Genomic DNA, 24,375 nt, shown 5'->3' on the forward strand with positions numbered 1-24,375 from the left:
ATTATTTTTTTTCATATTTTTAGAGCCATAACCCCACAAAATGACGACAGAATTATAAAAAATTTTGAGAGGATTTTTTCTAATTCTAACATAAAAATACTTTAAACAAAAACCCTTAAACCCTTAAAAAATGATTAAAGTACTTGTGGCAGATAGCCACCCAATCGTGCAAAAAGGGCTCGAGTCCTTTTTCAAAGCCTCTACTGAAATTGATATTGTAGGAAGTGCAAGCACTACAACAGAACTTTTCGATTTTCTTTCTAGCAATACCCCTGATTTAATTTTGCTAGAAATGGATATCCCTGAAGTAAATGGTATTACTGCATTGAGAAAATTGAAGAAGGATTTTCCTGATGTTCGTGTATTAATGTTCAGTGCTCAGGCAGAGGATGTTTACGCTGTAAGTACACTAAGAGCCGGTGCTCATGGTTACATTTCAAAAACAGCAGAGCTAAGCCTTTTACAAGAAGCTATTGTAAAAGTTGCTGGTGGAAACATGTTTATCACTAATGAATTGGCACAACGCCTTGCTTTTGACGAAAGCACCAACAAACCTAGAAAATATTTTAGAAGATTATCTACACGAGAAGTAGAGGTTTTAAAACTACTTTCTGCAGGTAAAAGAAACAAGCAAGTTGCTGAAGAGTTAGGTCTAAACGAAAAAACAGTAAGTACCTATAAAGCTAGACTTATGCGCAAATTAAACGTGGACAACATGGTAGATATGCTGCAACAAGCTAGAGCTTTAGAGTTATTCTAGTAAAATCTTATAAAAAACTCATTAGAAAAGGTAATGCTCAGGGCATTACCTTTTTTTATGGATATAATTTGAGAACCCTAAATTCAAGGTTAGTAACCCATACCGGTTGGATATTTTATTTTTCAATTGAGAATACAACTGAATATCTACTAAAAGTTCTGGAGACATTTGCTCAGAACTCATTAACTCTCCTATAAGTTTTGTAATTAAAAATATCCTGTAGTTACCTATCACTTTCAAAACATCTTCTGATTTAATCTTATCGTTACCTTCTGGAAAAACATCTTTTCTTGCCCAATCACTCAAAGAATATTTGTCATGATAGGAAACAATTTCTGCAATTACATTGGAAAGCTGCAAATTTTCATTATTGACTAACGTACTAAGCTTTAGCTCTGATTTCTCTAAAAATTCTTCAATAGAAAGAGTGAATATTTCTTGAAATATCGGATTTGAAAACTCTATTTCATCCTGCTGAATATCCAAAAAAAGTTTTTCATAAACCTTCATTGTTTTTTCAGCATCGGCTTCTTCTCCGGCATTTTCTTCATCCAAAACTAAATCTTTAAAAGAAATTTCCTGCGCTCCATAAATAACTAGAAAACGAATAATTTCTCTTTCAAAATTTTGAATAATATTGATCTGTTCTCTTGGCTGCTCTGCATTTTTAACTACATCAAAAGACTGTGATTGCTGTTTACGCTCTTGCTTATAGTGTTTATCAGCTTCCTTAATTTCCTTCTTGTCTAACTGAGCCAAACTATTAAAAAGTACATCTTCTGAAATATCCATAATTCTGGAACATTCTTGCAAATACACTTCTTTTTGAATACGATCTGGAATTTTTGAAATACTTGTAACAATATCTCTAATGGTTTCCGCTTTTTTGATAGGATCGTTCTTCGCTTCTTGCATTAACATGGAAGCCTTGAACTGAATAAAATCTTTGGCATTTTCCTGTAGGTAAGCTTTAATATCTTCCAAAGAATTTTTCCTTGCAAAACTATCAGGGTCGTCACCTTCCGGAAACGTACAAACCTTTACATTCATTCCTTGCTCCAAAATCAAATCGATTCCTCGAACAGAAGCTCGCAATCCTGCCGCATCGCCATCAAAAAGCACTGTAATATTTTTAGTCAACCTATTTACCAGGCGAATCTGATCTGGCGTAAGCGCTGTTCCACTAGAAGCCACCACGTTTTCAATGCCACTTTGGTGAAACTGAATTACATCGGTATATCCTTCCACCAAATAGCAATTATCTTCTTTTGCAATAGCCTGTTTTGCATGGTAAATACCGTACAAAACTTTACTCTTATGATAAATATCGCTCTCAGGTGAATTCAGGTATTTTGCAGCCTTTTTATCATTGGTAAGTATTCTTCCTCCAAAACCTAAAACTCGGCCACTCATGGAATGGATAGGAAACATTACGCGCCCTTTGAATCTATCAAACCTGCGCTCTTCTTTTACAATGGTTAATCCTGTTTTTTGAAGAAACTCTAATTGATATCCTTCTTTCAAAGCATCATCTGTAAAGGCCGACCATTCATCTAACGAATATCCTAATTTAAATTTTTCAATTGTATCTGTTGTAAAACCGCGCTCTTTAAAATAAGAAAGTCCAATTGCTTTTCCTTTTCCGGTTTCTAGAAGGTTATGCTGAAAATTTTTCTGTGCAAATTCTGAAACCAAATACATACTTTCCCGCTCATTGGCTTGTTCCTTAGCCTCATCTGATTGTTGGGTTTCCTCTACTTCAATTCCATATTTTTTAGCTAAATATTTTATAGCTTCCGGATATGTAAAATGTTCGTGCTCCATCAAAAAAGCAACCACATTACCTCCTTTTCCACTACTAAAATCTTTCCAGATTTGTTTCACAGGCGACACCATAAAACTAGGAGTTCTTTCCTCGGTGAACGGACTCAACCCTTTGTAATTGGAACCCGATTTTTTCAACTGAACAAAATCGCCAATCACTTCTTCCACTCGGGAAGCATCAAAAACTTTATCTACGGTTTCTTTCGCTATCAAAATTTGCCTGCTGTTTATTGCAAAAGTAAGTAATTTACAAACCTTCTGTAAAAAGAAAAAGAGTAACCTGAAAAACAAGTTACTCTTCTTTTGTTCTGAAAATTTTTATTGACTACAAATCCCAACGAACACCAAGCGATATATTATTTTGCTTTACGTCTGCATTGTGAAAAATAGGATTTAAATCATACTTTACATAAATAGACATATCGTCTATACCTATATAACCTGCCAACCCATAAACAAAGTTATTTGTGTTATAGTTGTTTTTAAATTTATCTTTTTGACGATTGCCATCTTCTTTATATTTCAGCTTTTGCCTTGTACTATAATTCAAACCTGCATAACCTCCAATTCCAAACTTGAATTGATTTACAGTAGAATATCTAAAATACGTATCCCTAACCTTTTTTTTAGATGGTCCAAATTCAAAAAATATAGGAGCAATTAAATTATCCATTCTCAATTTGGCTTTCTTCAAATTTGATGAATGCTCCTTTAAAACAGTCTCATCACCCTCATCTACAAAATACTTATTATCCGTAGGATTTAATCCGTTATACTGAAAACTTAAACCATATCTAAATCTTATATAGTTGCTGTTCTCTAACACCCTAGTGCTCCACATATAACCAATTTCAAAAAAGCGACTCCCTCCAATTTCGTATGGGCTTCCATCAATACCTTCCCCTTCTATTATCGCATTATTTAGACCGAAAGCAATTACAAGATCTGTACGTGTTTTTTTATCGTACTTAAGCTCTTTATTTTCAGTTTTATCTGTGAAGATGGAAACTCCTAAAAACTTGTTTTCCTCACCACTGTCAGCTCCTATAGTAACACCAAGATATTCTGGCCCCGTATTAACTTCATAATATTCACCTCGCTCTGCTAATGCTATGGAGTTATCAATAATTGCAGTTTTGTTTTCAATGTTCTGCGCAGCAAGTTTGGCCGCCTCCGCTTTTTGGTTTTGAGCTTCTACTGGAGTAATTTCTCCTTTATCTTCTTTTTCCTGAATTTCCTTTACAGCTGTTTTCAGCTTTTCTTTCTCTTCGAGAATAATAGCTTCTTTTTTCTTTGTTAAGTTGTCAATGGTTACTTGCTTGTAATTATTTGCAGTTTCCTTTCTTGTTTCCACCTCTAATTTTAGGGAATCTTTTTCTGTTTGTGCTGTTAAAAATTGAGCACTAAGCATGAGTACCAACATACTCATGCAGGTAGTAATTTTAACCATAATGTTCTTGATTTTTAATTGATGTGATTGATGAATGAACTCTTTTTAATCGTTTGTAGCCACTGCGGTTTTTACTTTTACAATACTGTTTTGAAGAGCATCGAATATTTTATCTTTAAAAGACCGGTCAAGATCATATTCAACTTCTTCTAGTAACATATTTGCCAATGTTTCCGTAGTAGATTCGCTTTTAAGTAAAACTTCCACACGCTCTTTACGCAATTCTTTTTGTGCTTTTAGTAATAGTGAATCTATAGTTGCATCGGTAATTTCTGTTCCAGAAGTTTGCATTTCTGTTAACTTTTGAACTACTTCGTCCACTTTCTTATTTTCTAGAATTTCATCTTCGGTATCATTTACCGCTAAATACATTTCAGATGAATTTTCCGTTTCTTTTCCAAACTTATTTTTAAGTTTCAAACCCTTATTCTCACTTTCTATAACAATAGGATTCTTCTGAATCTCTGGCTGTTTTTGAGTTGATGAATTATCTACAATAACGGGTTCTTGCTTCTCCCATTTCAAGGATTCTTCATTCACTATTGAAGGACTTACCTCGGAATTTTGAATAGATTGCTCTTTTTCAACATCAACTACTGTAGTAGTATTTACAGAAGTAGCCTCATACTGTAGAAACATTCCTCCCAAAGCCATGCAGGCAATAACCAGAATAGCCGCCACCCAATACCATGGAAAAGCACTTTTCTTTTTTTCCTGTTCATCTTTCAATTGTGAAGACAACTTCTCCCAAGCATTTTCAGATGGATTGATGGTACGCTCTTCCAACCGCTGCTTCACTTCTCTTTCAAATTCAGATAGTCCCATTTTCTCGTAATCTTAAAAGTTCTAATTGTTGTTGCAATAATTTTCGTGCTTTGGATAATTGTGATTTTGAAGTTCCTTCAGAAATTGAAAGCATTTGTGCTATTTCTTTATGGCTATACCCTTCAATAGCATACATGACAAAAACTGTTTTGTAACCATCGGGCAATCTATCAATCAGTAATTGTAATTGTTCTGTAGACAGCTCTCCTTCGTAACTTACAGTTTCTTTAACTACTTGCTCATCTTCAGTAAAAAAAAGTTCCTTTTTACTTCTAAGAAATGAAATGGCTTCTCTTACCATAATTCTTCTTATCCAACCTTCAAAACTTCCTTCAAATCGAAAATTATTCAAATTTTGAAACACTTTTGCGAAGGCAGTAATCATCACGTCTTCTGCAAAATGAAGATCGGAAATGTAATACCTGCAAACGCTCAACATTTTTGGCGCATACTTGGAGAACAATGCTTGCTGAGCAGCACTATCACTCTTTTGAGCTTTTTTAATGAGTTTCTCCTCATTATTATGTAGCTGAATTACTTTCAAGACACGCTTCATGTTGGTTTCTGTTTATAAAGACGTCAGAAAAATGAAAATGGTTGCCTGAAGGTATAAAAAATTTTAGATTAATTTTTACAAAAAGAAATAATCAACTGAAAAATAAGCGATTAAACAATTAAAAATATTATTTTTTTCTTTCGATTACGTAGTTAACCATCAACTCTAAAGAGTCTCTATACGCAGATTTTGGATAATGTTGTAGAAGTTCAAGTGCTTCTTGCTGAAAAGAGATCATTTTTTGTGAAGCATATTCTAGTCCGCCTTTTTCTTTGACAAAAGCAATGACTTCATTCACACGCTTTTTATCCTTATTATGACGCTTAACGGAATTAATTAACCAAGATCTTTCTTTCTGATCACACGTATTCAATGTGTAGATTAGAGGAAGTGTCATTTTTTGCTCCTTAATATCAATCCCGGTTGGTTTACCTATTGGACCATCGGTATAGTCAAAGAGGTCATCTTTGATCTGAAAAGCCATTCCTATCAATTCACCAAACTTTCGCATGCGTTCTACATCTTCGGAATTTGGTGCTACCGAACAAGCTCCCAAACTACAACATGCCGCTATAAGCGTTGCTGTTTTTTGACGAATGATCTCGTAATAAACGTCCTCGGTAATATCAAGTCTACGCGCCTTTTCAATTTGAAGTAACTCACCTTCACTCATTTCTCTTACCGCAACAGAAATAATTTTTAGGAGATCAAAATCATCATTATCTATTGATAATAAAAGTCCTTTAGATAATAAATAGTCACCAACTAATACGGCTATTTTATTTTTCCAAAGCGCATTTAAAGAGAAAAATCCTCTTCGGCGATTACTATCATCCACAACATCATCATGAACAAGTGTTGCGGTATGAATTAATTCAATTACAGAAGCGCCTCGAAAAGTTCTATCATTAGCTGTTCCGTCTGAAACCATTTTAGCTACCAGAAAAACAAACATAGGTCGCATCTGCTTTCCTTTTCTATTGACAATGTAATAAGTGATTCTATTGAGCAAGGCAACTTGCGAAGACATTGATTCGTGGAACTTTTTTTCAAAAAGTTCCATCTCCTTCCTTATCGGAAATTTAATTTGTTCTACTACCTTCAACGCTATTCTTAGAACTGTTGTGAATGAACTACAAACGTACAAATTTTTTTGATACTTCTTTTTAGGAATTCTTTATGAATAGTGCGTTAAAGAATTTTAAAGTGTCATTACTACATATATGAATCAGCTACTTTTAAATAAAAAAGCTATGAAAAAGAGTACTTTATTAATACTGTTGATGTGTGCTACAAGTTACTTGTTTGCTCAATTTCCTGAAAAATTTAATAGTGGAACTTCAGACACTCCAGAAGGTTGGGTAAGTTTTATAGGTGATAACGGTGCTGGAACAGCAAAAAACTGGTCTTTTAGCGATACCGGCGAATACGCTTTTCTAGAGCCTGAGGATGTAAGCCCTGAAACTTCTGAAGATTGGTTAGTTTCTCCACAGTTTATGGTTGATGGAGACAGTTACAACTTATCTTTTCGCCAAATGGATTTTGACACTGCTGATAACGGAAGTGTTTATACTATAAGAATTTCTAACGGAAGCCAAACTAACACCAATGACTTTACTACTATTGCTACATACTATGAAAGTGATATGCAAGCGGCGGTGTTCAATCCATATTATATAGATCTTTCTGAATATGCTGGCCAAAATATTTACATAGCTTTTGTAATGGAACAGCAAAATGGAGATTATTGGTATTTAGATGATATTAATGTAACTGGTAACATGAGCATTCCTAAAGCAGCTGAAAACCCAACACCTTATGATACTGAAACAAATGTTGTTGTAAATAATCCAATGACGGTAGGTTCCATTGACATGAGCTGGAGTGCCGCTACAACGGGCGATCCTGCTTCTTATTATAAAATATATTTTGGAGAAAGTGCTACAGAATTAAATTATATAGGAACCATTAGTGAAACATCTTACACAATGAATAATTGTGAAGACGACACCAACTATTACTGGAAAGTAGTTCCTACAAATGTTGCCGGAGACGCTATAGATGTTATTACTTGGTCTTTTTCTACAGGAAATGACACCTCGTTGGCGAATGACGTTTTTAAAGATAGTATGTTTGAAATATATCCTAATCCTGCTTCTGATTTTCTTCATATAAAATCTAAAGAATCCCTTGATCAAGTTCAAATTGTAAATCAAGTAGGAAAACAAGTAATGACGCTCACAACAGACCATCTGAATGAATTTGAAAACAGTATTAACATTGCAGATCTTGAAAGAGGTATCTACTATGTAACTGTTTCTTCTGAAGGAAATGTGAGTTCTTATAAAATAGTAAAAAGTTAATAACTGATTTTAGTTATTCTAGTTCCCCAACTAAAAAAAGCTGCTTTCAAGCAGCTTTTTTTAATTTGATTTATTTGCCAACTGTCCGCAGGCTGCATCAATATCTTTTCCTCTTGATCTTCTTACAGTAACTGTAATCCCATTTTTCTGTAAAATATTCTGATACATATCAATAGCTTCTGAATTCGCTTGTTGAAATTCACCATCATCAATTGGATTGTATTCAATAATATTAACTTTAGACGGAGCGAATTTACAGAACTTCACCAAAGCTTCTACATCCCTGCGTTGATCATTGATTCCTCTCCAAACTACATACTCATAGGTAATTCTGCTTTTTGTTTTTTGGTACCAATATTCAAGCGCTTCACGCAAATCTGCTAACGGGAAAGTACTGTTGAATGGCATAATAGATGTACGAGTTTCATCAATAGCCGAATGCAAAGAAACTGCCAGTTTAAATTTCACCTCATCATCTGCCATTTTTCGAATCATTTTTGGAACTCCCGAAGTAGAAACCGTAATTCTTCTTGGCGACATTCCTAAACCTTCGTCCGAAGTAATTTTATCTATTGCTTTTAAAACATTGTTATAGTTCATTAATGGTTCTCCCATTCCCATGAAAACAATATTGCTTAGCGGACGATTAAAATACAAACGGCTCTCATTATCTATTGCAACAACCTGATCATAAATCTCATCAGGATTTAAGTTACGCATGCGCTTTAAACGCGCAGTTGCACAAAATCTGCAATCTAAACTACACCCAACTTGACTAGAAACACAAGCAGTAGTTCTGGTATCTGTTGGAATCAATACAGACTCAACAATCAAATCATCATGTAAACGAACCGCATTTTTAATAGTTCCATCAGAACTACGTTGCATTTGGTCTACTTTGATATGATTGATCACAAAATTTGTCTCAAGCATCTCTCTGGTTTCCTTTGAAATATTGGTCATACTGTCAAATGAATGCGCTCCTTTTTGCCACAACCATTCGTACACCTGATTTCCACGAAATGCTTTATCTCCATTATTAACAAAGAAATCTCTTAATTGATCTTTTGTTAATGCCCTAATATCCTTTTTTGCTTTTTGCATAGACCGCAAAATTAGCTAATAAAATGGAATTCATAAAAAAGGGGAAACCTTTAAAGTTTCCCCTTTTAATTTATACTAAAAAGCAGGTTATTTTCTTCTTCCAAAAATTCTCAATAAGAAAAGGAACAAATTGATAAAATCAAGATACAACGTTAAGGCTCCTAACACGGCTACTTTTTGCTTCATGTCTGCTTCCAAATTCTCCACTTGTAAACGTTTAAGTTTCTGAGTATCATATGCTGTTAATCCTATAAAAATAAAAACTCCAACATACGTTATAATCCAATACAACATTTCACTTTCCATGAAAAAATTAACAATAGAAGCAATGATAATCCCAATGATTCCCATAAAACCTATATTTTTCATAGATAACAAATCGCTTTTAGTCGTATAACCATATAAGCTCATTGCGCCAAAAGTACCTGCTGTCACCAAAAAGGTACTGGTAATTGAAGCCTCTGTGAAGGCTAGAAAAATAACAGTTTTCACACATAAAAAAAGGAAAAGTCTTTTAGACTTTTCCTTTTCTATTGCATAGCTAAAAAAACGAGAACGTCACTTAAATTAAATAGTAAACATTCACTCCAAGAAATAATGTATGATTTCTCAAACATACTTACCGAATATACCAAGTTTTAACATAAAATACTACACATAATTTAAAATTACTTATAGTTATCAATAAAAAAAAGCTCTACAACGATGCAGAGCTTTTCATTTTATTGATTATGCTTTTATTTAACTATCAAATTATAAGCATTGCATCTCCGTAAGAATAAAACTTATACTTCTCTTCAATGGCTTGCTTATAAGCTTCCATCATTAAATCATGCCCTACAAACGCAGAAATCATCATTAATAAGGTAGATTTTGGAGTATGGAAATTGGTAATCATACAGTCTGCAATACTAAACTCATACGGTGGAAATATAAATTTATTGGTCCAACCTTGAAATGGGTTTAATGTTCTATCTGAAGAAACTGAACTTTCCATGGCTCTCATTACCGTAGTACCAACAGCACAAACTCTACGTTTTTTCTGTTTTGCATTGTTCACTGTTTCGCAAGCTTGATCCGTTATAATGATTTCCTCACTATCCATTTTATGCTTAGAAAGATCTTCTACTTCAACCGGATTAAAAGTTCCTAAACCAACGTGCAACGTTACTTCAGCAAAATTTACTCCTTTAATTTCTAATCTTTTCAATAAGTGTTTAGAAAAGTGAAGTCCAGCAGTTGGTGCTGCCACAGCTCCTTCATGCTTAGCATATATGGTTTGGTAACGCTCCTCGTCTTCTGGTTCTACTTCTCTTTTGATGTATTTAGGAAGTGGTGTTTCTCCCAATTCATTCAATTTGTAACGAAACTCTTCATAAGAACCGTCATAAAGAAAACGTAAAGTTCTACCTCTAGAAGTTGTATTATCTATAACTTCTGCAACTAAACTTTCATCTTCTCCAAAATAAAGTTTGTTACCTATTCTTATTTTTCTTGCCGGATCTACCAATACATCCCACAAACGTTGCTCCTCATTCAATTCACGTAATAAGAAAACTTCGATACGAGCACCGGTTTTCTCTTTATTACCAAATAATCTAGCAGGAAAAACTTTGGTGTTATTCAAAACCATTACATCATCTTCATCAAAATAATTGATAAGGTCTTTGAAAAGCTTGTGCTCTATGGTTCCTTCTTTCCTGTTAATTACCATTAATCTTGCTTCGTCTCTGTTTTCAGAAGGATATTCTGCCAACAATTCCTTTGGTAATTCAAAATTGAAATGTGATAACTTCATGTTTGTTTTTTTAAAGTTTTGAATGCGAAAGCACTAGGGATTTCACTATTGAGGATGCAAATATACTATCTGAAAATAGGGGTTGTCAAGGAAAATCGTAATTAATTATTTTAAAGCTCCTTTACTTCAAAGGCTAATTTCTTTAAATCTTCCCAAAAATCCGGGTACGATTTCGAAACTACCATAGCGTCATTTACCAAAATAGGAACTTTCAATGCTAAGGGCGCAAAAGCCATTGCCATCCTATGGTCATTATAAGTATCAATAGCAATATTCTCACGAATGATTGAGGAAGGTTCTAAAAATAATTCTTTATCGGTAACCCGAATATCAGCCCCAAACTTTGTTAACTCTACTTTCAAAGCCTCTAGTCTATCAGTTTCTTTAATTTTAAGCGTATGTAATCCTGAAAGTGAACATCCAATTCCCAGTCCAAAACACGTAACTGCTATGGTCTGCGCAATATCTGGTGTTTTGGTAAGATCAAAACTAATGTTAGTTGGTTCGTGACTATTTTTAGTAAGAATTGCAGTATTATTTTCAAAAATAGTATCCACTCCCATTTTTTGATATAGGATTGCCAAATGGCTATCACCTTGCAAACTATTTTCTTTGTAACTGGATATTTTTATTTGTGATCCAACTTCTGACAATGCTATAATAGAATAATAATACGATGCTGAAGACCAATCTGACTCTACAACCAGTGTTTTTGGTTCTTCTGATATTTTAGTTGAAAAAACTTTAATTGTATTGTTTTCAAACTTTGTTCCAATCCCAATTTCATTGAGTAAAGCTAACGTCATTTGAATGTATGGAATAGAAGTAATCTTCCCTTCTAAAGTAAGCTCTAGTCCGTTTTCTAATTTTGAAGCAATCAACAACAAAGCTGAAATATACTGACTACTCACATCTGCAGGAAGTGTAACCTTATCATTCGTAAGTTTTTTACCTGAAATTCGTAAAGGAGGATAGCCTTCATTTTTATCATAAGAAATATCCGCTCCCAAATTTTTTAAAGCTTCTACCAAAACTTTTACAGGACGCTCCTGCATACGAGCAGAACCTGTGAGCAAAGTTTCTTTACCCTCCTGAACAGCAAAATAAGCGGTAAGAAAGCGCATGGCAGTACCGGCATGGTGAATATCCACCAATTCTTCGGTAGAAGCCAATCCTTTTTGCATTACTGCTGCATCATCTGAATTGGAAATATTTTCAATTTGAATATGCGGATACAACGCTTGTAACAACAATAAACGGTTGGTTTCTGATTTGCTACCTGTAATATTTACTTCGTTCTGAAAAAACTGCTTGGTTGCCTGTACGCTTACTTTCACTTTGGTTTTACTTTAAAAAATGAGATGTTTCAAAAATAGCTATCGCACTTTCAAAAACCAATTGAAAAGTAAAGTTTTAGGTTTTGGTTATGATTTGTAACAAAAAAAGAAATTCTATGAGAAAAAGAAAAGGCTTCTGCGGTTTGCAGAAGCCTTTGGTATTATTTCAACTTTTCGTTGTTATGGTGACGATCGTGATCTCTTTCTGTTTTAATGCCCATTTTTTTATCAAAAGCAGCCTGAAGATCTATCCCCGTTTGGTTGGCCAAACAAAGTACTACAAAGACAACATCGGCTAGTTCTTCTCCTAGGTCTTTGTTCTTGTCACTTTCTTTTTCTGATTGCTCTCCATATCGGCGTGCTATGATCCTGGCAACTTCCCCAACTTCTTCGGTAAGTTGTGCCATATTGGTTAACTCATTAAAATAGCGTACTCCGTGTTCTTTAATCCATTTATCAACGTCTAGTTGTGCGTTTTTAATATCCATAAGTCTAAATTAAGCTTTAGACAAAATTATTTTTTCTGATTCAATTTCTACCATTTTACTGAAAAAGTCTTTCAAGTGTATGTAATATGGCTGAGAGACCATAGCATAATTAATCTTCAAGTCGTATGAAATTCTAAATCCGGTTGGCGTTTTACTAGCAAGATAAACAACTTCACCTATTCCATCTGGTAATTCCATTTTACTTGATTGTGGTAAGTGCTCCACAACATATCCTTCAGGAATTGTAACAATTACATTCTTTTTACTCTCATAAGGAAATCCAAAATCTATTGGATATTCTCTTGTTTCTGCTAAAAAAGGGCTTTCTGTTCTTGACAAAAACACAAGTGGCTCCATGTATAATTTACCTCCAATTTCTTCTGCTGCTTCGTCATAAAAGAAAGAAAAGCTTTCCATTGCTTTTTTATTAGAAGCATCAGTATTTACTGGTTTGTAGTCAGATATTTCGATACCTCCATAATCACTTTCCATTTCCATTAAATAATCATCTAGTTTCACATCTTTAAATGCTTTTCTAAAATTCATCGCATGGTGTTTGTCATATATCTTTCTCATTTTTCCTTCTGCTGATCCATCTTCAGAAAGGGTAAACATTAAATCTGCACTTACAAAAGATTGTTCTGGTTGTCTTAATGGAATCTTTTTCCATCTCAATTTTGTATTATTTATATAAATTCCCTGCCAGTTATAATCATTTACAGGAAGCACATTCACTTCGCTAAACTCTCTGGTTGCATCCATTAAGAATTCTTCTTCTCCTATTTGTGCATGTGCTATCACGTAGTTTAAACGATCTAAAGTTGGAAATAAAGGAACCATATTATCTTTGGTACTAATTACAACCGGGTTAGCATCTATACCAGCGTAACGTAACATTACAATTAATAATAAATTGATATCTCCTGAATTTCCTTTCTTTTCTTTTACTGTCTTTTTCAATCCATTGTAAAAATATTTTCCGTCTAACTCATTCCATGTGAACTCTTTCTTTACATAATTGAAAATTTTATTCATTTTTTCTACAGGATCAGTTGTTCCTGCTATTATTGGGTCTACCAGATCATCTACAAAACGTGCTTTATCTAAATCATCCTTGTAATCAGTTTGGCTCCCTATTCTTTGTGCAACGTCTGTCCAAGTTTGAGAATAACTTCTAAAATATGTTCCTATTTGAATATAATCTAATTCAAAAACAATTCCTCCTCTATAATTATCTATATTATCTACGTAGCTCTCTTGTTTTAAAGCAGGAATGTTTTCTCCTGTAAAACGGTATACATCTACATCTTGTCCAAGTCTATGATCTACTTTTGTTTCATGACTGGTTTGTAGCAAGCTAAAACCTTCTCCTTTACCACTTTGTTTATAGTGCATTCCCTTAAGTACACGAACCTCTGTATAAAATTTCTTAACAGGAACATCATACTGATAAATCACATCTTCGAAATTTGTATAGAATGGTGAATTGATTTCATATGAAATCTCTATAACAGACCCTGCCTTTACATTTGGTAAGGTAAATTTAGTTTCAAAATAACTGTAAGCTAGGTTGGTTTCAAATATTTGATCTTTATCTAATTTACTTTCTACTACTTTACCATTTTCTAGGTTATAGGTTACTGCTTTTATTTTTCTAATGGTTTCTCTGGTACCTGCATTTTTGTATAGATCAACAGCTTCGGTAGCAAAATCAAAACCATCTTTGTCGTAAATTTTGATTTTCTTATAAATCTCGGTAACTATTTTCCAATCATCTACACCACTTACAAGATAGGTTTCTCTATGATTTTGAAGTATAGCAGCATGCGCATCTGGGTCTGACTCATATTCCTTTTCCTCTAATTCTTCTTTGGTTACTTTTCCAAAGTCATATTCTTGCGCAAACAGTGTGGTGGCAGTTAATAAGAATATGAATAAACTTAGTTTTTTCATTTTAGTATTTAATTAGGTTGTTTTATTAATAACGATTTTTGCTCCGTCTGCTTTAGACACAGCTCTCATGAACTTTCTGAATTCACTATATTTTTCTTTTGGATACGTTCCTGCTTTGAGCCCATATTCTCTGTGATATATGAGTTTTTGACCTTCTTGCGAAACACTCATTTTGTATACCCCAAACTCTTTATCCATGGTGATAGGTTCTGGTAGAACATCTATCTTCATGCCTGTAGGAATCTCAATTTCATAGGTATCTTTATCCAAGAAACCTCTTCTTATGTATAAAGGTGTAGTTCTATTCCTATACCTATCTGGAGTACTGGAAATCACATTAAAAGCATTTGGCACAAATAAGCCCATATCACCACTAAAGCTTAGGTAATTTGCTGCTGACAGTGAAATTTTTTCTGAAAATTCAACTTTGTCTTTGTTGTTTTCAAAATTGATAGTGTTTAACGAAAGATGATTCAGATTATCCCAATACTTTTTATAATACTTCTCTTTATCATCTGTATCTATTCTTTCTATACCAAAACGATTATCGTATTGCGTACCGGAAGTTTTAATCTCTACATCACCAATCAAATTCCCATCTGTGTCAATTTTACAATGCGCTATGGTTTCTTGCCAGTTATCTTCGTTAAGAAAAGCAACCGTTCTTACAATTTCTCCTCCCTCTGGTTTGATTACTAGCACATCTCTATCATCTGTAAAATCACCAATAAAATTAAATGGATGTACCTGACTGGTACAGTCTACCCAAACATCTTCTTCTTCAGTAGGTATTTCTAAAATAATATGATTCCCCTGAATTGCTGTAAAATTAGCATCGATATCCTTTTTTTCTGAACCGGCAGCTACTACTGTGTAGTATGAAGTGATTCCGGCAGCATCCATAAGGTTTTTAGTATAGTTGGTCAAAGCCTTGCAGTCACCATATCCTAAGTTATCTACTTCGCTAGCCAGCATGGGTTTCCAACCTCCAATACCTACTTGTATGCTTATGTAACGTGTATTCTTTTGAACATATTCAAAAACAGCTTTTGCTTTTTCATAGGTAGTGGATTTATCTGCTACCAATGCTTTCATTTTTGCTTTGGTAGCATCAGAAAGGTCATAGGTGTCTTTTAAAAGATTATCATACATCCATTTTCCAAAGGTTGCCCAGTCTGAAGCTTCTCCGTCCACACCTTCCAAATGAAACTTTGTCAATGCAAATGCTACGCTTGGAAACAGTTTATCAGATGGTGGACAATAATCTTCTGGTTTTATGGCTGTGATATGGTTAGCGGTATACGTATAACCATCTGCCAATTCCTGTTTATCATACGCAAAGTTTTCCAGATTGCTTTCCTTTGAGTGAAGTCCCAAATTGGCAGGAGCATGAATTTCAAATTCACTTTTTTCTGTACTTAAATAATAACTACTTATTGGATTCCACGAATCTAAAAAAGCCGTTCTGGAGGTTTCATAGTTATACGTAAACACTACGGTATATGGATAACTAGTAGCTGTATAGCCTAAATACTTCACTCTATTGTCACCGTAAAAGCCACTTACTACACTTCTATCGCCTAGATCTTTCTTTTTGAATTTCTCTATTTCCTCTCCCGAGGCATCTAAGATTAACACCTCTACATCTTGTATATCTATACTTGGATTGTAATAGAGATAAGCATCTATATCATAATCGCCTTGCTCATTAAGCACCGTAATTACTCGCTTGTAATCTACAGTCATGTTTCGTTGATCCTGAATAGTTATTTTGGTATTTTCTAAACGGACAACGGCATCGGCATTTTCTTTTAAGTCTTCAGCAATAGCAGCAACAGGATATTCCTGTGCATTCACAACATAGCATAAAAGCCCTATAGCTAGGGCTGTTATTGTCTTATTCATTGGTTTCGTTTTGATTCTTTGCAATATAAGCAAATTAACAAAACTATAACATTACTTTCGTGTTAAATAGTTGATTACTTCTGCCGCTGCCTGTAATCCAAAAACTGCTGGCATATAGCTTATAGTTCCGTAAAAAGATTTCTTATAATTCTTACCATCTGTAGTCTTTACACTTTCAGGAATTTGTATTTCTGAAGAGTATACCGCACGCACGCCTTTGTTTATCTTTTCCTTTTTCAAGCGTTTACGCAAGTGTTTTGCCATCTGACACTCTTTGGTTTTGCTTATGTCTACCACTTTCACTTTAGATGCGTCTAACTTCCCTCCTGCTCCCATAGAACTAATGAGTTTTACTTTCTTTCTACGTGCAGCTATGATAAGGTTTAGCTTTGGTGTAATACTGTCTATACAATCCATCACGTAATCATATTCCGGGGTCACAATTTCAAAGGCACGCTCGGGGGATAAAAACTCGTTAAGTACCGTCAGCTCTATGTTTGGGTTGATATCTTTTATGCGTTCGGCCATGACTTCGGTTTTTAATTTCCCTACGGTACTGGTAAGCGCTTGTAATTGTCTGTTGATATTGGTTTGGTCATATACATCCCCGTCTACAATGGTCATTTTTCCCACTCCGGCTCTGGCAATAAACTCTGCCGCAAAAGATCCTACACCGCCTAAACCTACGATAAGCACATTGGCTTTTTGTAGCTTTTCAATTCCTTCTTCTTTGATCAATAATTCGGTACGTTCTAACCAACTCATCTTTTAAATATTTCTTTACAATTATGTTCTATTTGCTGCTGCATACTGCTTACGCCTAACTTTTGCAATATTGCAGCTTTTTTATAAATTTCCTCAATGGCCACTTCTGTTGTATCGGTTTCCAATACAAAATCGGTAACGTTGAGTTTTGCAAAAGTACGCTGCAATTTTAAATTTTCAAGCAGGGTATTCCCAAATGACAGCTTACATCCTATAGATAGCATTTGATTGGCTAACTGTTCACTTTTTACAAAACCATGTAGCACCCAGGTTTGCGTAGGCTGTAATTCTTTTTTCAGGTTATATATTTCCTGAAAAGCCTTTACGCAATGAATAATCAATGGTTTTTGAATAGCTTCTGAAATGGCTACTTGCTTTCTAAACAGTACTTCTTGCAATTCAAAATCTGTATCGGTAAGTTTATCTAATCCGCATTCACCAATGGCATAACAATTTTCCCCTTGTGCCTTTTCTTTCAACAGGGCTAATTGTGTTTCCCAATCCTCATGAATATACCAAGGATGTATACCCACAGAAAAAGCTTCCAGATCTTTCACCGCATCAGATGGGTAACAATTACAGATACGCAATACTTTTTCAGTTTTGGCAACTGTATGTGTATGGAAATCTATATACCGCAAAGGCTATTCTTTGTTTTTGGTATCTATAATAATGGTTACCGGACCATCATTTAGCAACTGTACTTTCATATCTGCGCCAAAAATACCAGTTCCCACTTTCTTTCCCAGGTCTTTTTCTACTTGTGCTACAAAAGCTTCGTACAATGGTATGGAAACATCTGGTTTTGCAGCTTTAAGATAAGAAGGTCGGTTTCCTTTTTTGGTAGATGCATGCAAGGTAAACTGACTCACCACAATAATATCTCCTTCTACATCGGTAATGCTTTTGTTCATCACCTCATTTTCATCATTAAAAATTCGCAATCCTGTAATTTTGCGAGACAACCACTCAATATCTTCCTGAGTGTCTTCGTTTTCTATGCCTATCAATATAAGTAAACCGCTTTCTATTTCAGAAATCAATTTTCCTTCAACGGTTACACTGGCATTCTTTGTACGTTGTATAACTGCTCTCATGTTATTCTTCTCCGTAAATATCTGTTCGGTAGTTTTCGTCTTCTCCTTCTAGAATTTGTAAATAGCTCTTGTACCTACTCCAAGCTATATTCCCTTCTTCCAAAGCATCTTTCACCGCACATTTGGGTTCGTCCACGTGCAAACAATTATGGAACTTACATTCGCTTTTCAATGCGAAAAACTCCGGAAAGTAATCGCCCAATTCTTCTTTTTCTATGTCTACAATACCAAAACCTTTGATACCCGGAGTATCTATAATACGGGCATCAAAACTCATATCAAACATTTCTGCAAAAGTGGTGGTATGCTGCCCTTGTTTATGCTGATCGGATATAGAAGCGGTGCGCAAATCTAAATTAGGCTCAATGGCGTTTACCAAAGTAGACTTCCCTACTCCCGAGTGTCCACTGAACATACTCACTTTACCCTCCATCATACTTTTTACCTTGTCAATATGATGACCTGTTTTGGCAGAAAGTTCTACGCAATCGTACCCAATTTGCTTGTATACGTGTGCCAAGTACTTCACCTCCATCAAATCATCTTCATTGTAATCATCTATTTTATTAAATAGCAACACTGCTTTGATATCATAAGCTTCTGCAGTCACCAGAAACCTGTCTATAAAGGTTGTGAAGGTAGGCGGATTGTTATAGGTCACCAACAAGAAAGCTATATCTACATTGGCTGCAATGATATGCGTACGCTTAGACAAGTTGACCGATTTTCGAATAATATAGTTCTTCCTATCTAGAATTTCATGGATGACCCCAATGGTTTCATCTCCTATGGTTTCCAGTTCAAAAGCTACTTTATCACCTACAGCCACCGGATTGGTACTTTTAATTCCTTTTATTCTGAATTTCCCTTTGATACGGCATTCATACAAAGCACCATCATCTGCTTTTACCGTGTACCAGCTTCCGGTAGATTTATAAACAAGTCCTGTCATTAAGCATATTTACATTTAGAACTACAAAGTAAAAAGATTATTGGCTAACTTTAGTATATATAATCAGTTAAAAGCAAAAAGTTATCAGTTTCCGGTGGTTTTATGACGTTTTACATGTTTTATAGCACGTATACTATTCGTTTTTTGACTTTGCATCACAGTGATTCCGATTTTTAAAATAGCTCATAAAAAAAGTCCTGATAGGTATTGGCTACCTATCAGAACTTTCTATTTTTTTATTGTTGTTACTGTTCTACAAAAATGGTGTAAATACCCGTTTCTGCATCATATTCAAAGGTAGTATTGGTAATTTCCACTTCATTATACCGTGTAAAGCTACAACAGTCTTCACTTATACGTTCGGCATCGACATATAAGCTAAACATAGACACATCTGCTAGTTGAATATCCAAATCTACGGTTTCGGTCACCCAACCTATAGAATGTATGGTAAGCAAATTTAAATCATCTTCTGATATAAATGAATACGTTACCGAATTGTTGTTGTTGAGTGTATTGTACACATCAATATCAGCTTCGGTATAAGTACCATTGGTAAACAAATTTTCGCCGGTAGTGGCATCTACGATCTCAAAAAAGAAAGGTTGCGGATCTGTAAAACATGCCATTTCGCACCCATCATCATCCAGGCAGCTTTGCATAGCAAACACTGCCAATAAAAGAAATACTAGTTTTTTCATATGCTTGAGTTTTTCACAAGATGCTAAAAACCAGCAAGGGTTGCGTATGTTACTTACAAAAACAAGCGTACTATAAGCGGTCTTGTAATTCTTTCAACCAAACATCACGGTCATTAACTACAAACTCAAACACTTCTCCCATATGAGTGGTGATATCGATTCCGTTTGCAATTAACTTAAATGTTTTTCTGGGCGATACACTTGCCACAGTGTCTAAAGGAATATAGGTAAACCCTTTTTGAAAGTTCCCTTTATGACCTTTGAATATAATATGGGTTTGCGTTACAAACAAACGACCACCAATGGCTACAGCACCCTTGAATAAACTTGCCGGACCTTCTAGTGCAATAACATCGGTGGTTGATAAAGTAGCGGCTACCTCTTCTGTTAGTTTTTTAGAAGCTGAATTAACAGATTTTTTCGCTGCTAATGACATCGTAAACGTCATTAACACTCCAAAGAGAAGGCCTTGTACAGCAAACTTCCAAAACGCACCAAATGGTTCTCCGCCTATGAGTTCAAATAACGATAACAAGGTTGCATACGGAACTCCATATAGGAAAATTGATATCAGTCTTACTTTCCAGTTATGTTTTAATGTAGTTGCTCCAATTTCCATGATCAATTTTCTTTATTGTAGACTCACAAAATAGACTATTTTACTTACAAAATCAAGGATATCTCTTGAGTATTTTTCTGATTTATTGTACAAACTTTATTCAATTTTATACATACTAAGCAATGTACTCGTTTTTCCATAGAAAGCTATTGACTAAACGCTATCCTCCACAAACAACCCAAAAAAGCAAACCCAATGAGTATCATAATCTCACTGGGTTGCAAGGCCTATTGTTTAAACCTATGAAAAAGAATACCAAAAAAGTGGGCCTTACACTTCTAAGGTATCTGTTTTATAACCGTACACCTCCACAAACCGCTACACGACTTGTGAAAAACATCATAAAACCTAGTTATAGCAACAAGATCCTAACACTTTTACCGTAGGTTGCCTTTATCGTTTAAAAAAAACACCCTACACCTAAAGCAAACCCAACAGTATTGCTATCAATACGTTGGGTTATTGCTTGTTTCTACTAGGGTGCTACTACAACAATACTTTGGCTATACTGCGTTGGGTATAGTTTGTTATACCTATCGGTTCCTTTGTAGGCAGCCATGATCTTGTATTTGGAACCACTCACCAATCCTGTGAGCGCTATTTTGGTAGTAGTACTGGTTCTACTTTCCATTTTGTTGACATCGCTTTCTTCCAGATTTGCAGTATAATAAAAATTGGTAAACGACTTTCTGTTATTGGCAGGGACTGATACATCTATGGTGCCTGCATTGTTGCCTTGCGTGGCATAAATAGATTTTGGAAAACCTAGATCTACATCTCCCGGTATTTTTGCCATGGTAAAACCACTTGTAAGTAAAACATCAAGATCGTTGTATCCTTGAGCATTTACTTCTCTTGCCAGCTCGTTCATACGTATTTCTACTTTTTTCTTTGCGCCGTTCTTTTCATCGGTATTGATGCGGACTCCTTTTGGCCCTGTAGTGTTTAGCAGCGAAAGGTAGGTATTAATCTCTTCTTCAAAAGCAGTAAGTTCACCCTCTGCAAAAGTAAAATGAGAATTTCCGGTTAATTTTCCTAAAACATCTGGTGCTAGTTGTCCTAGCGCTTTGTCGCCCAATTTTGAATAATTAATAATAACTTTGTAAATCATAATTTCTTTAGCATTAAATTATAACATATTGATTTTTAAAAATATAAGATAAAAATATCTTCTTCAATTAGTGCAAAATACACTATGTCCTACACCTTTAAAAAAGGCATAAGAAGCACTGCAAGCTTCTAAAAAAAGCTTCTATACGTATGGTTTTTTGTGGCTTATCAGATGGAATTGCAAACATATTTGGCCGTTAAACCTGTTTACGAGACCGTCAAACCAATTAACGAGACCGTCAAACCAGTTAACGAGACCGTCAAACCAGTTAACGAGACCGTCAAACCAGTTAACGAGAGCGTTAAACCTATCTACTTATCCGTCAAGTATGTTTCCTTAGCCGTCAAACCTATCTACTTATTGACCAAGTAAACGTATTTATCGGCTTCGTAAACTGGTTTGACGGTCAAGTAGACTTCCTTTTGCTTCAAAAAAAGGGTCTGCATCACCATCTATGGGGCTTTACACCACAAAAAAATAGGGGAATTGATGCGCATGTTTGTGCACACGACTTTTACATATATATAGATCAATTTCTTGCGCTAGAAATTGAATAAAGGGTACCAAGCGGATGCTATGGTAGGTTCTTCTAAGCATCCTATTGTAACACGGGGCAGTGCGTTACTTTGGTGGTTTGATTTGGAAGTGGGAGTAAACCATTATGCATCAATGATTTACTGTTTTCAATATATAAAATTTTTAAATATGTTTTACAAAAGACGAAAAAAAAGTGAAAATTCCTTCAAACCTTGTAGTTACAAGGGTTTGGAGCGTCTTTTACCGTATCAACAAGCAGTTCAAACCAACTCACCAACAGTAGTTTACTGCTAAAAAAGGGATTTTTAGTGCTTTTATTCATGCACATTTGTAAGCTGTATATGGTACCTCAACACCCTTAACTAACGTGGGTTGCCTATACTCAATTTTGTATCTGAAATGATAATTTTAAGCGATTCCTTTTGTAAAAACACATGGTTTATAGGTAACGTATGGGTTATGGATACTTTTTGATGTTCCCACTCTTTGTTCTCAAATGCATGATAAAGTTTGGCAGGAGTCATGGCATCATTGGCATCTGTCAATTCAAAATCATCCACTTGTATGGTTACTACATCAGAATGTAATGAACTATTATTGTGATCTTGCAATACCACTGTAGCTCCTGCAGGCACCACATTACTGGTAAAACCTACTGTAACTATTTTGTTATGGGTAGTTGTGTTTACAAACGCTACACTACACTCATCTCGCACTCTTTCGGTTCTATTAAACACTAAAAATCCAGCGCAACAATCATTAAGATTCAATGTTATAATGGCTTTAGTAGGCACATGACAAAGTGCTTTATAGCATTGACCTACTTTTCCTTTAGGATAATAGTACAACGTATCTACTGCTGTTGCCTGTTTGTTGAGTATCACAGTATCGTCCAAATGCATATAAGGAGATTCATTGATTTTGATCCTAGTTTTTGATGCTGTTGAAGGTAATAAAGGATCTAAAGTACTCATGATAACAGTTGATTGTGCGTAAACGGTACTTAAACAAAAAACACCAAGGCATAAGAAACTACACCATGTTTTCATAAAGGTTGAAGTTCTAAACTACTAAAATACAATGTACCGCTGAAAACTAACTATAGGTTCTAGCATGTTTTTTATTTACCCTTCATAAACTTTTGGTGGTAATTTTCTTTTTCAGAATACAATAAATGGTCTAGCTGTGCCATTTTCATAAGCTTTTTCATTTTGGGGTCTTTTGTCCAATAGTAATCCATTCCTTTAAAATAGAGCATATTGTATAGCAAATGAATGTCGTTTTCTGTAATAGGCGTGTTTTCTATTGCAGTATACCTAAACAAAGCATCGAGGCAGCTTACATACAAATCAGAATAAGATGGTAGATCATGCATTTGCGGAAAAAAATTAAACCCATAACTTAGTACTTTGTTCATTTCTCTTATCGCAAAGTTTTTGGTCATGGCCAGTGTACTAAAGTGGGACGTTGTAGTGGTAGAGGCTCCTTCAGGAAACAATAGTTTTTTGTAGATACCTGCCTGAAGGGTATGTGCTTGTAATATTTCTTCTATATTAGAAGGGGTACTAGGTACTTCTTGTAATTCTTCGTACGTATGTTCTATATAATCTGCTAGCAGTTCTACATAATAGTCTAAATCTTTATCACTTATTTTAATATCCATAATAGGTTTTAAAAAATACTCAAAAGGTCTGCCTTGTAAATAAATAGCTTCTTCTTGCATATGAAATACCATTTCAATAGCATAATGCAAATTAGCTAATTCTTGGTCATTTTTTACCTGCGTATAGCTATAACCTAGCATTACTAAGGTATGTTCAGATACTTGAATCTCATAATCAAAAGCCATCATAGAGGTTAGGTTATTGGTAACCTCATACCACACAGAAGCATCGGTAAGTACTTTTTCTTTCATAATATATTTTTTTTAAGGTGTTGACTTAAAGATAGGAAAAAATACAATTACTTTTACACCTCCTTATTTACAACTAATTGACATAGAGAAAGTAGCAACCAAAACCCTCTTTTTTCAGGATACTTATTGAGGAAATCACTTGCTAACCAATTACCCACCCTAACCAACAAAAAACCCTGACGCGCTTGGTATGCTTGTCAGGGTTTTGAGTGTATTTGTGAACTATATGCTTATGGTACTACTATTTGCTTTTTAGGTTGATTCGGTTCTCGATACAATTTTGTTCTGCTTTGCTATACAAAATCACTCAAACGG

The 24,375-nt window shown here is 34.8% G+C and carries 23 protein-coding genes; 2 read left to right on the forward strand and 21 right to left on the reverse strand.

Translation table 11 applies throughout. From position 1 onward, the window contains the following. Positions 1–130: 130 nt before the first annotated feature. Complete coding sequence (locus BM383_RS08775) at positions 131–760, forward strand: response regulator (RefSeq protein ID WP_093024759.1); 630 nt, start codon at positions 131–133, stop codon at positions 758–760. A gap of 45 nt (positions 761–805) precedes the next feature. Here BM383_RS08775 and dnaG read toward each other — a convergent pair whose 3' ends face one another. The 5 genes from dnaG to BM383_RS08800 all read right to left on the reverse strand — a co-directional run bounded on the left by dnaG (position 806) and on the right by BM383_RS08800 (position 6,520). Beyond that, the gene (dnaG, locus tag BM383_RS08780; RefSeq protein ID WP_093024760.1) at positions 806–2,797 is read right to left on the reverse strand and encodes a DNA primase; all 1,992 of its coding nucleotides are present in this window, start codon (positions 2,795–2,797) and stop codon (positions 806–808) included. Positions 2,798–2,909: 112 nt separating this feature from the next. Then, the gene (locus BM383_RS08785) at positions 2,910–4,034 is read right to left on the reverse strand and encodes a porin family protein (RefSeq protein ID WP_093024761.1); all 1,125 of its coding nucleotides are present in this window, start codon (positions 4,032–4,034) and stop codon (positions 2,910–2,912) included. 45 nt (positions 4,035–4,079) lie between these two features. Further along, positions 4,080–4,859, reverse strand: coding sequence for a hypothetical protein (locus BM383_RS08790; protein WP_093024762.1), 780 nt, complete (start codon positions 4,857–4,859; stop codon positions 4,080–4,082). Next, positions 4,846–5,403: an RNA polymerase sigma factor gene (locus BM383_RS08795; protein WP_093024891.1), complete on the reverse strand. Its 558-nt coding sequence runs from the start codon at positions 5,401–5,403 to the stop codon at positions 4,846–4,848. The genes BM383_RS08790 and BM383_RS08795 overlap by 14 nt, the downstream gene beginning before the upstream one ends. 139 nt (positions 5,404–5,542) lie before the next feature. Next, the gene (locus BM383_RS08800; RefSeq protein ID WP_093024763.1) at positions 5,543–6,520 is read right to left on the reverse strand and encodes a polyprenyl synthetase family protein; all 978 of its coding nucleotides are present in this window, start codon (positions 6,518–6,520) and stop codon (positions 5,543–5,545) included. Positions 6,521–6,668: 148 nt separating this feature from the next. On the opposite strand from BM383_RS08800, the gene BM383_RS08805 reads away from it, so the two are divergent. Beyond that, positions 6,669–7,778 carry a T9SS-dependent choice-of-anchor J family protein gene (locus BM383_RS08805; protein ID WP_177229095.1) on the forward strand — a complete coding sequence of 370 codons (1,110 nt, stop codon included), beginning with the start codon at positions 6,669–6,671 and terminating at the stop codon, positions 7,776–7,778. 60 nt (positions 7,779–7,838) lie between these two features. On the opposite strand, the gene rlmN is transcribed toward BM383_RS08805, so the two are convergent. The 16 genes from rlmN to BM383_RS08890 all read right to left on the reverse strand — a co-directional run bounded on the left by rlmN (position 7,839) and on the right by BM383_RS08890 (position 24,060). After that, positions 7,839–8,882 carry a dual-specificity RNA methyltransferase RlmN gene (gene rlmN / locus BM383_RS08810; RefSeq protein WP_093024765.1) on the reverse strand — a complete coding sequence of 348 codons (1,044 nt, stop codon included), beginning with the start codon at positions 8,880–8,882 and terminating at the stop codon, positions 7,839–7,841. 87 nt (positions 8,883–8,969) lie between these two features. Continuing rightward, the gene (locus BM383_RS08815; RefSeq protein WP_394331589.1) at positions 8,970–9,374 is read right to left on the reverse strand and encodes a Bax inhibitor-1/YccA family protein; all 405 of its coding nucleotides are present in this window, start codon (positions 9,372–9,374) and stop codon (positions 8,970–8,972) included. A 256-nt stretch (positions 9,375–9,630) separates the two neighbouring features. After that, a complete protein-coding gene (queA, locus tag BM383_RS08820; protein WP_093024767.1) occupies positions 9,631–10,680 on the reverse strand; it encodes a tRNA preQ1(34) S-adenosylmethionine ribosyltransferase-isomerase QueA in 1,050 nt (349 codons plus the stop codon). A gap of 110 nt (positions 10,681–10,790) precedes the next feature. Then, positions 10,791–12,017 carry a 3-phosphoshikimate 1-carboxyvinyltransferase gene (locus BM383_RS08825; protein WP_093024768.1) on the reverse strand — a complete coding sequence of 409 codons (1,227 nt, stop codon included), beginning with the start codon at positions 12,015–12,017 and terminating at the stop codon, positions 10,791–10,793. A 161-nt stretch (positions 12,018–12,178) separates the two neighbouring features. After that, positions 12,179–12,505, reverse strand: a complete 327-nt coding sequence (locus BM383_RS08830) for a nucleotide pyrophosphohydrolase (protein WP_093024769.1) — start codon at positions 12,503–12,505, stop codon at positions 12,179–12,181. Between the two features lie 9 nt (positions 12,506–12,514). Further along, positions 12,515–14,458 (reverse strand): transglutaminase family protein, encoded by a 1,944-nt coding sequence (locus tag BM383_RS08835; RefSeq protein ID WP_093024770.1) that lies wholly within the window; start codon positions 14,456–14,458, stop codon positions 12,515–12,517. Positions 14,459–14,470: 12 nt separating this feature from the next. Beyond that, entirely contained in the window at positions 14,471–16,363 is a 1,893-nt protein-coding gene (locus BM383_RS08840) for a DUF3857 domain-containing protein (RefSeq protein ID WP_093024771.1), read from the reverse strand. 51 nt (positions 16,364–16,414) lie between these two features. After that, complete coding sequence (locus BM383_RS08845) at positions 16,415–17,128, reverse strand: tRNA threonylcarbamoyladenosine dehydratase (RefSeq protein ID WP_093024772.1); 714 nt, start codon at positions 17,126–17,128, stop codon at positions 16,415–16,417. Continuing rightward, on the reverse strand, positions 17,125–17,769 hold the full coding sequence (locus BM383_RS08850; protein WP_093024773.1) for a TatD family hydrolase: 645 nt from the start codon (positions 17,767–17,769) through the stop codon (positions 17,125–17,127). Before BM383_RS08850 ends, BM383_RS08845 begins: the two co-directional genes overlap by 4 nt. A 3-nt stretch (positions 17,770–17,772) precedes the next feature. Beyond that, positions 17,773–18,225 (reverse strand): D-aminoacyl-tRNA deacylase, encoded by a 453-nt coding sequence (dtd, locus tag BM383_RS08855; protein WP_093024774.1) that lies wholly within the window; start codon positions 18,223–18,225, stop codon positions 17,773–17,775. Between the two features lies 1 nt (position 18,226). After that, positions 18,227–19,177 (reverse strand): ribosome small subunit-dependent GTPase A, encoded by a 951-nt coding sequence (gene rsgA, locus BM383_RS08860; RefSeq protein WP_093024775.1) that lies wholly within the window; start codon positions 19,175–19,177, stop codon positions 18,227–18,229. A gap of 245 nt (positions 19,178–19,422) precedes the next feature. Continuing rightward, entirely contained in the window at positions 19,423–19,878 is a 456-nt protein-coding gene (locus tag BM383_RS08865; protein WP_093024776.1) for a hypothetical protein, read from the reverse strand. 70 nt (positions 19,879–19,948) lie between these two features. Continuing rightward, positions 19,949–20,497, reverse strand: a complete 549-nt coding sequence (locus tag BM383_RS08870; protein WP_093024777.1) for a GRAM domain-containing protein — start codon at positions 20,495–20,497, stop codon at positions 19,949–19,951. Positions 20,498–20,972: 475 nt separating this feature from the next. Continuing rightward, on the reverse strand, positions 20,973–21,608 hold the full coding sequence (locus tag BM383_RS08875) for a hypothetical protein (RefSeq protein WP_093024778.1): 636 nt from the start codon (positions 21,606–21,608) through the stop codon (positions 20,973–20,975). An 899-nt stretch (positions 21,609–22,507) separates the two neighbouring features. Then, a complete protein-coding gene (locus tag BM383_RS08885; RefSeq protein ID WP_093024780.1) occupies positions 22,508–23,119 on the reverse strand; it encodes a hypothetical protein in 612 nt (203 codons plus the stop codon). A gap of 146 nt (positions 23,120–23,265) precedes the next feature. Beyond that, complete coding sequence (locus BM383_RS08890) at positions 23,266–24,060, reverse strand: hypothetical protein (protein WP_093024781.1); 795 nt, start codon at positions 24,058–24,060, stop codon at positions 23,266–23,268. Positions 24,061–24,375: the final 315 nt, after the last annotated feature.

Origin of the sequence: Pustulibacterium marinum (genome assembly GCF_900116665.1) — a bacterium.
Lineage (GTDB): Bacteria > Bacteroidota > Bacteroidia > Flavobacteriales > Flavobacteriaceae > Pustulibacterium > Pustulibacterium marinum.